Below are 12,678 nucleotides of genomic sequence, written 5' to 3'. Positions count from 1 at the left end.
GCAGCCACGGGCCGCAAGGGCCAAAGAGGCGATCCCCGCGGAGAACCCTGTGCTAAGTTCCCCGCGATCGGCGGCCCAGCCGTGCAAGAGACGAGGGCCGGCCACGAGGAGTTACCTTGGCTTCCCGCAAGACCGCAGCGACCGACAAGCCCGCCACCCGCACCACCGCGAAGAAGGCGGCAGGCTCGGCAACGACGAAGAAGGCCCCGGCCCGCAAGAGCACCGCCGCAGGCGGCGCCCGTGCCTCCGCCTCGCGCAGCAGCACCGCGAAGAAGGCGCCGGCGAAGAAGGTACCGGCCAGGGGCGCGAAGCCCGCGGCGAAGAAGCCCGCGGTGCGCAAGAGCGCCACGACCGCAGCCGTGAAGGCGAAGGCGGTCGCCGCGATCACCGGCAAGCCGTCGGCCCGCGCCTCGAAGAAGGTGCTCTCCACGCCGGCCCGGGCGCCGAAGAAGGAGGTCGCCCTCGAGCACGGCGCCTCCTTCGAGACCGCGAAGATCGCCGCCAACGCCGCCCTCGACAAGAAGGCGGAGAACGTCGTGATCCTGGACGTGCGCGGGCTCACCTCCTACGCCGACTACTTCGTGGTGGCGAGCGGCAGCTCCGACCGGCAGGTCACCGCCATCGCCGACTCCATCGAAGAGAAGATGAAGAAGAGCGGCCACCGCACCATCGGCGTCGAGGGCTACACCCGCGGCCACTGGGTGCTCCTCGACTTCGGCGACGTCGTGGCCCACGTCTTCTACGAGGAGGCCCGCGCCTTCTACGACATCGAGGGGCTCTGGGCAGACGCCCGCCGCATCCCGATGGAATGAAGGTTCGCGTCCTCGCCATCGGCACCGACAAATCGGGCCTCTTCGAGCCGGCGATCGCCGAGTACACGAAGCGAATCGGCAGATATGCCCAGCTCGAGCTGCTGGAGCTGCCTCCCTCGAAGAAGGGGGGCAGCGACGCGCTCCGGGCGAAGGAAGAGGAAGGCCAGTCCCTCCTCGGCAAGCTCAAGGGCACGGAGCTCGTGGTGGTCCTCGACGAGCGGGGCGAGGATCTGACCTCCGAGGCCTTCTCCAGGCAGGTGGTCCAGGAGGCGATGAACCGGGGACGGGATCTCGCCTTCCTCATCGGCGGCGCCGAGGGGCACGCCGATGCGGTGCGCCGGAAGGCGGACCGGGTGCTGGCCCTCTCCCGCATGACCCTCGCCCACAGGCTCGCGCGCCTGGTGCTGGTGGAGCAGATCTACCGGGCCTTTGCGATCGCGCGTGGCGAGCCTTACCACAAGTGACGCGTCCGCCCGGGACGCCCGGAGAACGTGATGGCAAACGGCAAGGTGAAGCCCGTCCTCCTCTGCATCCTCGACGGCTGGGGCCTGCGCGAGGAGCGGGAGAACAACGCGATCAAGCTCGCGCCCACGCCATCGGTCGACCTCTTCGACGAGCGCTTTCCCCACACCGCGCTGCGCACCTCCGGCCTCGCGGTGGGCCTGCCCGAAGGGCAGATGGGCAACAGCGAGGTGGGCCACACCAACCTCGGCGCCGGCAGGATCGTCTACCAGGATCTGGTGCGCATCAACCGCGCCATCGAGGACGGCTCCTTCTTCCGCAACGAGGTGATCTGCGGCGCCGTCTCCCAGGCGAAGCACAACGGCAGGGCGCTCCACCTCCTCGGCCTCGTCTCGCCGGGCGGCGTGCACTCGCAGCAGGCGCACCTCGAGGCGCTGATCAAATTCGCCGAGAAGGAGGGCGTCGCGCGGATCTTCGTCCACGCCTTCCTCGACGGCCGCGACACCCCGCCCCAGAGCGGCCTCGAATACGTCGAGAACCTCACCCGCTTCCTCCAGCGCGAGGCGCCCCACACCCAGGTCGCCACCGTCATCGGCCGCTTCTACGCGATGGATCGCGACAAGCGCTGGGATCGGGTGAAAGCCGCCTACGACGGCATGGTGCGGGGCGAGGGCTACGGCGCCCCGTCTGCCATCGACGCGGTGAAGCAGGCCTACGAGCGCGGCGAGACCGACGAGTTCGTGAAGCCCACCGTGATCAAGGACGGCACCGGCAAGCCGCTGGGCTGCATCCGCGACGGCGACGCGGTCTTCTTCTTCAACTTCCGCGCCGACCGCGCCCGCGAGATGACCCAGATGCTCGCCTTCGACGAGGCGCCGCCCGAGTCCGAGCGCGGGGCGCGGCCGCACCTCTCCTTCTACGGCACGATGACCCAGTACAAGGCGGAGTTCGGCCTGCCGGCGGCGTTCCCGCCGGAGCAGCCCGCGGAGATCCTGCCGCAGCTGGTGAGCGAGAAGGGGCTGCGGCAGCTCCGCTGCGCCGAGACGGAGAAATACGCCCACGTCACCTTCTTCTTCAACGGCGGGCGCGAGGTGGTCTTCCCCGGCGAGGAGCGCGAGCTGGTGCAGAGCCCGCGCGACGTGAAGACCTACGACGAGAAGCCGGAGATGGCGGCGCGGGAGGTGACCGACAAGCTGCTCAAGGCGATCGCCTCGAAGCAGTACGGGCTCATCGTCTGCAACTTCGCCAACCCCGACATGGTGGGCCACACCGGCAGGCTCCAGCCGACGATCGAGGCGATCAAGGTGGTCGACGAATGCCTCGGCAAGCTGCAGCGCGCCTGTGCCGCTGCGGGGATGGCGATGCTCGTCACCGCCGATCACGGCAACGCCGAGCAGATGGTCGATCCGCAGACCGGCCAGCCCCACACGGCGCATACGCTGCTGCCGGTACCCTTCTGGCTCCTCGACGAGGATTTCAAGGGCGTGAAGCTGCGGGAGGGGATCCTCGCCGACGTGGCGCCGACGGTGCTCCAGGTGATGGGGCTGCCGATCCCGAAGGAGATGACGGGCAAGGGGCTGGTGATCGGCTGATCCACCGGCGTGTGCCGGCGCCCCTCGCGAGGCGCCGGCAGCGCGCAGTGGCTACTCGGCGGTGACGTCGAGCTCGTAGAACCTGCCGCTCTGCACCCAGCCGACGTGGCTGCCGTCGATCGCGACGACCTTCTCGTCGTCCCAGGGGAGCGACGCCATCGAGCGCTCGTCGATCACTGGCTGCCAGCATCCCTCGGCGCTGGCGGCGACATAGCCGTCGTACGCGAGGACCACCGCTGCGCCGGGGCCGGTGGGGACGATGACCCGCCCGAAGTCGTGGGGCGGAGGCCCCGCTTCGGTGCGGAGCTCGCTGCCGTCGAAGTGCACGAGCTCATCGCCGGCGAAGCCGAAGACGTCGTCCCAGCCCAATCCCGCCAGGCTGGAGACGTCGACGCCGGGAAGGACGACGAAGCCGTCGACGTCGGGCCCAACCACCGTCTCGCCGCTGCAGGTGCCGTAGAAGCCGCGCTCGCCCAGGGGGCCGCGCACGACGCAGGCCTGGGTCCCGGTGGTGCGGTCTGGCAGGCGCTCCACCGTGAGGTCTTCCTGCACCACCGCTTCGCGCGTCGCGCCGCCGCTCAAGGTAAGGCGCCCGTCGCCGTCGACGAACCAGGTGTGGACGCGATCCTCGAGGTCGCCGGACTCGACGCTGCCGTCGCGGAGGCGGTAGAGCCTGCCGTGGAGCGGGCTGGCCCATTCGTCGAGGACGTTGGCGAGCACGAAGAGATCCGTTCCGACGCCGATCATCCCGGAGCGCGGTGCCGTGGTCGGGATCGAGAACGAGGTCCAGCTGCCGTCTGGCCTGCGCTGGTAGACGCGGTCGGAGTCGTAGTTCATCCACCAGGTCGAGCCGTCGGTGGTCCGGGTGTGCCAGTCGGCGGAGCCGAGCTGCGGCACCGCATCGTCACGGACGACGAGCCGATCGATGGTCGGGAGCGAGGTGCGCACGCAGACGGCAGTCTCCTCGCAGCCGTCGAGCTGGCAGCTGAAGCCGGCGGGGCAGCTGGTCTCGTCCGCGGCATCGCAGGCGACGGTGCAGTAGGCCTTTCCTTCCGCCGGATCGTTCGCATCCCAGAGGCAGAGGCTGCTCTCGCAGGCTTCGGTGGAATCCATCAGGCAGAGCGCCAGGTTCGAGCCGGCGGTGCAGGCGGAGCCGAGGTCTTCCGGGAAGGGATCGACCGGCCATTCGCAGGCGCCCGGCTCCGAGCCGCCGCTCCCGCCGGCGCCACCCGAGCCGCCGCTGCCACCGCTGCCACCGCTTCCGCCGGCGGCGCCGCTTCCACCGCTGCCGCCCCTGCCTTCCGCATCACCGCCGCCGCAGGCCACGAGCCCTGCAGCGAGCCACACGATCATAGCGAGCTTCTTCATCCCCACCGAAGGATCCTCCCTCTTGCCCGGCAGCCGGGCCAGGCGAGGGACGGCGGCGCAGCGCCTCTATTCACGGCCCGGTTGCGGGAGGCTGCGCCCCACGGTAGGCAGCAGGCGTGGATCCCCGCTCGATCAGCTTCTCGCCCGCCCGCGGCCTCGCCTCGCCCCACGCGCAGACGATCTTCGCGTCGTTCTTCCGGCCGAAGCAGACGCCGCCGCTGGTGCGGCAGCGGATCCTCACACCGGACGGCGACTTCCTCGACCTCGATCGGCTCATGGCCGACAGGCACGCGCCGCACCTGCTCGTGCTCCACGGCCTCGAGGGTTCCTCGAAGGCGGGCTACGTGGCGGCGATCCTTCGCGGCGCCGCAGCGCGGGGGTGGGGCGCCGTGGCCCTCAACTTCCGCTCCTGCAGCGGCGAGCTCAACCGGCAGCCGCGCTTCTACCACTCGGGCGAGACCGGCGACGCGCTCCACGTGCTCGCGCAGCTCCGCGAGGAGATCCCGGGCCCATGGGCGGGGGTGGGCTTTTCACTGGGCGGCAACGTGCTCCTGCGCCTCCTCGCGGAGACCGGCCCGGAATCGCCGCTCGTCGCGGGTGCCGCGGTGAGCGTGCCCTTCGACCTCCACCGCTGCGCCCGCGCCCTCGACGCGCCCGGCAGCGGGATGATGGCGATCTACCGCAGGGTCTTCCTGCGATCGCTCAAGGCCAAGGCGATCGCCAAGGCCCGCTGCCACCCGGGCGCCCTCGACGTGCAGCGGATCGCAGCGGCTCGAGGGATCGAGGCCTACGACGACGCGGTGACCGCGCCGCTCCACGGCTGGTCCTCCGCTGCGGCCTACTACGCCGCCTGCTCCTCCGCACCGGTGCTCGGCCGGATCGCCAGGCCGACGCTCCTGCTCTCCGCGATCGACGATCCGCTCGTCCCGCCGGCGTCGCTCCCCGCCGACGCCTTCGAGAACCCGCAGCTCACCGTGGTGCGCACGGCGCGGGGCGGCCACGTCGGCTTCGTCGAGGGCTCCATCACCCGCCCCCGCTACTGGGCGGAGGAGCGGGTGATCGACTTCCTCGCACCGCATCTCGCCTCTGCTTGAGCCGCCACGGGCTCGCAGCTGCAGCCTCGTGGCAGCGGGAGGCGGATCATGCGGCAGCGCAGCAGGACGATCGGGCTTCCGCCGTCGGGGGCGCGTCGCAGCAGGGCGCGCCGGCGGGCACCGTGTCGAGGGGCCGGCAGCAGCGCCCCGCGGCAAGCTCCGCGGGACCCGCGGGGTTGCAGCAGGTGGCGGGCTGACCGGCGATAACCTCGGCCTCCGCCTCGTCGTCGATCGTGGCGTCGGCCTTCGCCGCGCAGCAACCGCCCACAGAGCCGATACCGCAGACGCCGGTCTCGGGCAGGTCCAACTCCACGGCGCGCGCTGCAAGCTCGTCGCCCGCGATCGCCGCTGCGATCGAGCGCACCTGCTCGTAACCGGTGGCGAGGAGGAAGGTCGGCGCCCGCCCGTAGCTCTTCACGCCGGCGATGTAGAAGCCGCGCTCCGGGTGGCGCAGCTCCGCCTCGCCGTGGGGGCGCACCGTGCCGCAGCTGTGGACGTTGGGGTCGATGAGCGGGCCCAGCGCCGCTGCGCTCTCCAGCGCCGGATCGAGGGCGAGGCGCAGCTCCGCGAGCGGGCGCAGATCCGGCCTGCCGCCGGTGGCGCCGATCACCTCGTCGACGGGAGCGAGCTCGACCGCCGCTCCGTTGCGGCTCCCGCGGAGGCGGAGCGCGCCACCCTCGCGCTCGATCGCCTCGAGCCGGAAGCCCGCCTCCACCTCCACGACGCCCGCCTCCACCGCAGCACGGAGCCTCGCGCCCAACGCGCCGCGGGCGGGCAGGGCGTCTGCTGCACCGCCACCGTAGGCAGTGGCGGGATCGCCGCGGCGCAGGATCCACACCGCCGTGGTCGCAGGCACCGTGTCGGCGAGGGCGACCAGATCGAGCAGCGCGTTCAGCGCCGAATGGCCGGCGCCCACCACGGCGGTGCGGCGGCCGGCGTAGCGGGTGCGATCACCGCCCCGGACGTCGGGGATCCCCGCGAATATCCGATCCTGCGCCTCTGCCTCGCCGATCGCCTCGAGCCCGTCGGCGCCGAGCGGCGAGGCCCGGACACCGGAGGTGTCGATCACCGCGCTGGCGAGCACCCGCCGCGTCGCGCCATCCGGGCCGCGGACCTGGAGCGAGAAGGGCGCCTCGCTCCTGCCCGCGTCCTTCATCTTGTCGAGGCGGTGCCTGCCGACGGCCACCACCCGGCTCCTGGTGTGGAGCCGCCCGGCGATCGCCGGGAGGGCCGCCAGCGGCGTGAGGTAGCGATCGAGGAGCTCGCCGCCGGTGGGCAGATCGTCCGCCGCCGGCGCCTGCCAACCGTGCCGCTCGAGGAGCCGCGCCGCCGCGCGGTCCACGTCGTAGCGCCAGGGCGAGAACATGCGCACGTGGCGCCACCTGGCGATGCCGGCGCCCGCCCGGTCCCCTGCCTCGAAGAGGATGGGCTCGAGCCCGCGCTCGAGCAGGTGGGCTGCTGCGGCGAGGCCCACGGGCCCAGCGCCGATGATCGCTACGGGAAGGTGCTGCTTCGTCTCCATGACCGTTCCTCCGGCGGGCCCTCGGATGGCCTCGCATCCGGGATGACGGAGGGGTCTGGAAAAGGACGCAGGTGATCAGCAGGTGGTGCTGCAGAAGCCGCAGCTGCCCTCGGTGCGCTCCATGGCGGTGAGCTGGCCCCGGTGGTCGAACTCGAGGTGGCAACACCGCTCGAACATCCGCCGCAGCTGCTGCCGCCCCCGCTGCACCCGGGATTTCGCGCCGGAGAGCCCGAGGCCGAGGCGCTCGCCCACCTCCCGCTGCGAAAGACCCTCGATCTCCGAGAGGCGCACCGCCTCCCGGTAGCCCTCCTCGAGCCGTTCGATCATCGGGCCGAGGCAGCTGACCAGATCGTCGCGGAGGGGATCGCGCTCCGCCGCCGGAATCGTCGTCGCATGTGTTTCGTCGAGGGACGCGGCAGCGCCCTTTCCGCGGCGGAGGTGGTCGACCCAGACGTTGCGGGCGATGCGGTGGATCCAGCCGGCGATCCGCTCCTCGTCCTCCACCTGCCCGAGGCGCTGGTGCACGCGGAGGAAGACGTCCTGCACGAGATCCTCGGCGAGCGCCGCATCGCGGGTCCGCGCCAGGAAGAAGCGGAGGAGTCCGTCGTGGAAGCTGCTCCAGAGAGGGCCGATGTCGCTCATCACCGCTCCATAAGCCGCGGCCGCGGCGCGGGCAACTCGCGGTCCCCGGGGGGCTCCACCGGAGGCGGACCGTGCGGCGGGGCGCCGCTTGCCCGGCGAGCGCCCGCACGAACCTTTGGCCCGCTGGCGGCGCCCTTCGCGCCGGAAGGGGGAACGAATGGAGCGGCATCTCTGGTGCGGAATCCTGGCGGCGGCCCTGGCGACGGGCTGTGCGAGCGCGCAGAAGAACGAGCGGACGGAGACGATCCTCACCGCAGCGGGCTTCGAGATGCGGCAGGCCGATACACCCGAGAAGGAAGCGCACCTGCGGCAGCTGGAGCAGCGGCGCCTCGTCGAGCACATGCAGGACCACATCCCCTTCTACGTCTACGCCGACGCGGAGGGCTGCAACTGCATGTACGTCGGCGACGAGGCGGACTACCGCAACTACCAGCAGCTCGCGGCGCAGGAGGAGCTCGCCGAGGAGCGGCGCGAGGCGGTGCAGGCGGAGCAGGCGGCGGCGATGGATTGGGAGCTCTGGGGCCCCTGGTGGTGACGCCGTCCATCCGCCACCTGGCCGATGCCGGCGGGCCGCTGCCGCTGCTCGGCTGGGCGGATGTTCGCAGGCCTCTTCGAGCTCCTCTTTCCCCGTAGCTGCTGCGCCTGTGGGGCGCGGCCTGCCGCCGGCCCCTTCTGCGGCGACTGCAGCTGCCGCCTCGAGGTGCCGCCGCAGTGGCGGTGCCCGCGTTGCGGCGGACCGATTGCGCTTCCACCGGCGCTCCGCGGGCTCGCGCCCGGCGCCGACGAGCGCCCGGCGCCCTGCGCGGCTTGCGAGGCGGCAGCCTACGATTCGATCCGCGCGCCCTTCGTCCACGGCGGCGCCGCGTCGGAGGCGGTGCATCGCCTCAAATACCGCGGCAGGCGGGAGATCGCCCGGCTCCTCGCCCCGCTCCTCGCCACCGCCGCCCGAAGCTGCGCGCTCGCCGCCGACGTGATCGCGCCAATCCCGCTCCACCCGCTGCGGCGCAGGGAGCGCGGCTACGACCAGGCGGCCCTCCTCGCCAGGGCCCTCGCCGGCTGCCTCGGCCTCCGCCACGACGAGCGCCTGCTCGAGCGCCTGCGCCCCACCACACAGCAGGTGGGCCTCGACAGGCCCGCGCGCCTTCGCAATCTCGAAGGTGCCTTCCGTGCTGCGCCGCGGGCGGAGGGGCGACAGGTCCTCCTCGTGGACGACGTGGTCACCACCGGCGCCACCGCCGGCGCTGCTGCCAGCGCCCTCCGCGACGCAGGCGCACACGCGGTGCACGTGATCGCCGTGGCCCGGGCGGGTTTCTAGCCCGGGAAGGGGGGCGCTCCACCGGCGATTGTCCCTCGCCCCTGCAGCCGATTCGCCGCAGACTCGGCCGGTACGCCGTCCGCTGCGAAGAACACGGCGCTCGTCCACCAACGGGCCGGGAATCCTCCCGGTCACCGAACGTTCTCTGTCTCGATGCGAAGCCCCTCCTGCACCTTCCGCCCGCCGCTCCTCCGCCTGCTCCCCGTGCTGCTCGCGGTGGCCCTGGCAGCTCCCTCGATCGCCACCGCCGCGGAGACCGACCCGGTCCCCGCTGCGCCCGTCGGCTTCGACGCGCGGCTCCAGTCGGTCCGTTCGCGGATCCTCTCGAGCTTCGGCTCACCCGCCCTCGCAGCCGACCTCTACGAGTACGAGGAGCTCGTCCGCGTCGGCGGCTCCCTCGAGCGGGCGGCGGATACCCTCCGCCAGGTGGCCCGGAGCGGCAGGAACGGTCCCGAGGTCCGGGCGCTGGCCTGGCGGCTGCTCGCCGACGTGGAGCGGCAGCGGGGCAGGCTGCCCCGCATGGACGAGAGCCTCGACGCCATCGGCTCGATCCGCGAGGTGGCGCTGATCGGGCCCTTCGACGACGAGAACAAGAGCGGCTACGACATCGCCTTCGGACCCGAGGTCGACCTCGATCTCGCGAAGAAGCACCCCGGCCTGCGCGGCGAGGTGCAGTGGCGCGTCGCCGAGGGGATCGGCCGCACCGGCACCCTCGTCCTCCACCAGGCGATCCGCCCGGCGAGCGAGGTGATCGCCTACGCGCTCGTCACCCTCGACGCGCCGTCTGCGACCAACGCGCAGCTCTACCTGGGGACGCCGGGCGCCACCAAGGCCTGGATCAACGGCAAGCCGATCCTCGCCGACCCCGACTACCACCCGGCCGCCTTCGATCAGCGCTCGGTGCGGCTCCCGTTGAACCGCGGGCGCAACGTCCTCCTCCTCAAGGTCGCCGCAGGCACCTCGGGCCCCTTCGAGCTCCATGCCCGCGTGGTGGGCGCCGACGGCAGGCCGGTGCGCGGCCTGCGCATCACCGCGCCGACGGCAGGCAAATTCGCGCAGCCCGCGCCCATCGCCGCCGGCAAGGTGATCCGCGGCGCCAGGCCCATCGTCGACGTGCTCGAGAAGCAGGGGAACGCGCTCTACGCCTGGGCCCGCGTGCTCGCCGAGCGCCATCCCTTCGACGAGAGCGCGAAGCTCCACGAGGCGGCAGCGGCGAAGGCGGCGAAGGCGCTGCCCCGTAGCGTCGACGCGCAGATGCTCGCGGCCCGCACCGCGGACGACGGCAACGAGCGCCGCACCTTCCTCGAGCAGGCCGCCGCGGTGGAGCCGCCCGGTGAAGCCCGCGCCCACGCGGCGCTGGCCCGCTTCTGGCTCGGCCGCGGCGACGCCACCCGCGCCCTCCAGATCCTCGGCAGGCAGGCAGCAGGCGCCCCTGCGGACTGGCCGGCGCAGCTCGTCCTCGCCGACGCGCTCGACGCCCAGGGCTTCCAGGCCCGCTCCCTCGCGCTGGTGGAGCAGCTCACCCGGGATCGCCGTGACGAGCCGCGCCTCCTCGAGGCCCTCGCCCGCCACAAGCGCCGCGACCAGCGGGTGGACGAGGCGGTCGACCTCTACCGGGTGATCCTCGGGCTGCGCCCTGCCTCCCGCGACGCCGCCGCGGCGCTCGCCTCGATCCTCGTCGATCGAGGCCGGATCGAGGAGGCCGACCGCGTTCTCGTCAACGCCTTCCGCCTCGGCGAGGTGGACGTGAGCCTCCTCCTCCGCAGGGCCGACCTCCTCGCCGCCAATGGCAGGGCGAAGGAGGCGCGGGTGCTCTACGAGAAGGCGGCGGCGCTGGCTCCCTACGAGGGAGAGGTCTTCGAACGCGCCGGCAAGAGTGTGCTCCGCGACGGGGACCACGAGGGGGCCCTCGCCTTCTTCCAGCGCTCCCTCGAGGTCCATCCGCAGAACGCCCGGCTCAAGGAGCTGGTGCAGGCGCTGCGCCCCGGCGCCACCTCCTTCGCCGCGCCCTTCCTCCACGACCTGCGCGAGGCGGCGGCAAAGGCCGGCGCCCACGAGGGGGAGGATGCGGTGAAGCTCGTCGACCTCGCCGCCACGCGCGTCCTCCCGTCGGGACAGGCCTCGCGCACCCTGCAAACCATCGTGCGGGTCCAGAACCAGCGCGGCGTGGAGCGCTACCGCTCCTTCCCGATCCGCTACGCCCCCGACCGCGAGGAGATCCAGGTGGAGCGCGCCCGGATCCTCAAGGCGGACGGCACCATCGTCGACGCCCACAACGAGGGCGAGCGCTCGATGAACGAGGCCTGGTCGGGGATGTTCTTCGACACCCGCACCCGCGTGGTGAGCTTCCCCTCGCTGGCCCCCGGCGACACGGTGGAGCTGGTCTACCGCACCGACGACGTGGCCCGGGACAACCTCCTCGGCGACTACTTCGGCGACGTGGACTACGTGCAGGACACCGTGCCCACCGAGCATTGGGAGTACGTGCTCCAGATGCCGGCGGGGCGGCAGATCTTCGCCAACCGGCTGCCCGGCGCGCAGCACGAGGAGACGACGGTGGAGGGCGGCGCCACGCTCCACCGCTGGACCGCAGGCAACGTCTCGAAGCTCGTCCCCGAGGCGGGCATGCCCGGCTGGTCGGAGGTGGCGAGCTACCTCCACGTCTCCACCTACCGCGACTGGGAGAGCGTGGGCCGCTTCTGGTGGGGGCTGATCCAGGATCAGATCCAGCCGACCCCCGCCGTCGAGCAGGTGGCCCGGGAGATCGTCGCCGGCATCCCCGCAGACGACACCGAGGCCCGGGTACGCGCCGTCTACAACTACGTGGTGAAGAACACCCGCTACGTCGGTCTCGAGTTCGGCATCCACTCCTTCAAGCCCTACAAGGTGGAGCAGGTGCTGCGGCGCCGCTTCGGCGACTGCAAGGACAAGGCCTCGCTCACCTACGCGCTGCTCGCGTCGATCGGCATCGACTCGAAGATGGTGCTCCTGCGCATGCGCCACCTCGGCGAGATCGGCGAGGTCCCCGCGAGCCTCGCGGTCTTCAACCATGCCATCCTCTACGTGCCCGGCCTCGACCTCTGGCTCGACGGCACCGCCGAGTGGTCGGGCTCCCGCGAGCTTCCCGATTCCGACCGCGGCGCCGAGGTGCTGGTGGTGGAGCCGAAGGGCGGGAGCGTCTTCCGCCAGATCCCCGAGGCCCCCGCGTCGCTTTCGATCAACGACTCGCGCCACGAGATCGTCCTCGCCGCCGACGGCGCCGCGACCATCGACGGCAAGAGCACCATCGGCGGCCTGCCCGCACCGGGATACCGCCGGGCCTACGCCTCGCCCAACGGACGGAAGTCCTCCTTCGAGCAGGCCTGGGCCCGGACCTTCCCCGGCGTCTCGGTGACCCGGCTCGAGATGAACGACCTCACCGAACTCGAGGAGGACGTCCGCCTCGACTTCGGCCTGCAGGTGCCCGGCTACGCCGAGCGGCTCGGCGGCGGCCGCCTCGGCTTGCGCCCCTTCGGCGCCAACGCTTCCTGGGTGGAGGGCTACGCGCCGATCTCCTCGCGGCGCCTGCCGCTCGTGCTCAAGCACGCCTTCGAGAATCACTTCGACTACCGCTACACGCTGCCGGCGGGCTACGAGGTGGAGCGGCTGCCCGAGGCGAAGCGGATCGAGTCGCCCTTCGGCACCGCCGCGCTCACCTTCGAGCGGGACGGGGCGAAGCTGGTGGCGAAGGGATCGATCGCCCTCACCAGTCCGCGGGTGGAGCCGGCGGATTACCCCGCCTTCCGGGCCTTCCTCGGAAAGGTCGACGACCTCTTCGGGGCGAAGATCGTCCTCGCCCCGGGGGCGCCGGAGACCTGACCTGCCTGGGGCG

At 72.2% G+C, this 12,678-nt stretch carries 10 protein-coding genes; 7 read left to right on the top strand and 3 right to left on the bottom strand.

All coding sequences use genetic code 11. The features are described 5' to 3' along the window. Positions 1-116: 116 nt before the first annotated feature. The 3 genes from rsfS to gpmI are packed head-to-tail and all read left to right on the top strand — an operon-like array spanning position 117 to position 2,866. Positions 117-812: a ribosome silencing factor gene (gene rsfS / locus ACESMR_RS12055; protein ID WP_373047328.1), complete on the top strand. Its 696-nt coding sequence runs from the start codon at positions 117-119 to the stop codon at positions 810-812. Then, positions 809-1,276 (top strand): 23S rRNA (pseudouridine(1915)-N(3))-methyltransferase RlmH, encoded by a 468-nt coding sequence (rlmH, locus tag ACESMR_RS12050; protein WP_373047327.1) that lies wholly within the window; start codon positions 809-811, stop codon positions 1,274-1,276. The genes rsfS and rlmH overlap by 4 nt, the downstream gene beginning before the upstream one ends. A 30-nt stretch (positions 1,277-1,306) precedes the next feature. Beyond that, the gene (gene gpmI / locus ACESMR_RS12045) at positions 1,307-2,866 is read left to right on the top strand and encodes a 2,3-bisphosphoglycerate-independent phosphoglycerate mutase (protein ID WP_373047326.1); all 1,560 of its coding nucleotides are present in this window, start codon (positions 1,307-1,309) and stop codon (positions 2,864-2,866) included. 51 nt (positions 2,867-2,917) lie between these two features. Here gpmI and ACESMR_RS12040 read toward each other — a convergent pair whose 3' ends face one another. Then, the gene (locus tag ACESMR_RS12040; protein WP_373047325.1) at positions 2,918-4,234 is read right to left on the bottom strand and encodes a hypothetical protein; all 1,317 of its coding nucleotides are present in this window, start codon (positions 4,232-4,234) and stop codon (positions 2,918-2,920) included. Positions 4,235-4,350: 116 nt separating this feature from the next. Between ACESMR_RS12040 and ACESMR_RS12035 the strand changes: the two genes are divergently transcribed. Then, complete coding sequence (locus ACESMR_RS12035) at positions 4,351-5,328, top strand: hydrolase (protein WP_373047324.1); 978 nt, start codon at positions 4,351-4,353, stop codon at positions 5,326-5,328. A gap of 46 nt (positions 5,329-5,374) precedes the next feature. On the opposite strand, the gene ACESMR_RS12030 is transcribed toward ACESMR_RS12035, so the two are convergent. Beyond that, positions 5,375-6,850, bottom strand: a complete 1,476-nt coding sequence (locus ACESMR_RS12030; protein WP_373047323.1) for an NAD(P)-binding protein — start codon at positions 6,848-6,850, stop codon at positions 5,375-5,377. 75 nt (positions 6,851-6,925) lie between these two features. Further along, complete coding sequence (gene sigZ, locus ACESMR_RS12025; RefSeq protein WP_373047322.1) at positions 6,926-7,492, bottom strand: RNA polymerase sigma factor SigZ; 567 nt, start codon at positions 7,490-7,492, stop codon at positions 6,926-6,928. Positions 7,493-7,649: 157 nt separating this feature from the next. Between sigZ and ACESMR_RS12020 the strand changes: the two genes are divergently transcribed. The 3 genes from ACESMR_RS12020 (at position 7,650) to ACESMR_RS12010 (ending at position 12,665) form a co-directional block, all read left to right on the top strand. Continuing rightward, entirely contained in the window at positions 7,650-8,027 is a 378-nt protein-coding gene (locus ACESMR_RS12020) for a hypothetical protein (protein WP_373047321.1), read from the top strand. Positions 8,028-8,087: 60 nt separating this feature from the next. Beyond that, entirely contained in the window at positions 8,088-8,807 is a 720-nt protein-coding gene (locus tag ACESMR_RS12015) for a ComF family protein (protein ID WP_373047320.1), read from the top strand. A gap of 153 nt (positions 8,808-8,960) precedes the next feature. Then, positions 8,961-12,665 (top strand): DUF3857 domain-containing protein, encoded by a 3,705-nt coding sequence (locus tag ACESMR_RS12010; RefSeq protein ID WP_373047319.1) that lies wholly within the window; start codon positions 8,961-8,963, stop codon positions 12,663-12,665. The last annotated feature ends 13 nt before the right edge of the window (positions 12,666-12,678 follow it).

Source organism: Vulgatibacter sp. (assembly GCF_041687135.1).
In the GTDB taxonomy this organism is placed as follows: domain Bacteria; phylum Myxococcota; class Myxococcia; order Myxococcales; family Vulgatibacteraceae; genus JAWLCN01.
This window is presented reverse-complemented; position numbering and strand designations above follow the sequence as displayed.

Excerpts from the sequence above, each read along its gene's own strand:
- rlmH (WP_373047327.1), top strand. The coding sequence starts at position 809 with ATGAAGGTTCGCGTCCTCGCCATCGGCACCGACAAATCGGGCCTCTTC.
- gpmI (WP_373047326.1), top strand. The coding sequence starts at position 1,307 with ATGGCAAACGGCAAGGTGAAGCCCGTCCTCCTCTGCATCCTCGACGGC.
- ACESMR_RS12040 (WP_373047325.1), bottom strand. The coding sequence starts at position 4,234 with ATGAAGAAGCTCGCTATGATCGTGTGGCTCGCTGCAGGGCTCGTGGCC.
- ACESMR_RS12030 (WP_373047323.1), bottom strand. The coding sequence starts at position 6,850 with ATGGAGACGAAGCAGCACCTTCCCGTAGCGATCATCGGCGCTGGGCCC.
- sigZ (WP_373047322.1), bottom strand. The coding sequence starts at position 7,492 with ATGAGCGACATCGGCCCTCTCTGGAGCAGCTTCCACGACGGACTCCTC.
- ACESMR_RS12020 (WP_373047321.1), top strand. The coding sequence starts at position 7,650 with ATGGAGCGGCATCTCTGGTGCGGAATCCTGGCGGCGGCCCTGGCGACG.
- ACESMR_RS12015 (WP_373047320.1), top strand. The coding sequence starts at position 8,088 with ATGTTCGCAGGCCTCTTCGAGCTCCTCTTTCCCCGTAGCTGCTGCGCC.
- ACESMR_RS12010 (WP_373047319.1), top strand. The coding sequence starts at position 8,961 with ATGCGAAGCCCCTCCTGCACCTTCCGCCCGCCGCTCCTCCGCCTGCTC.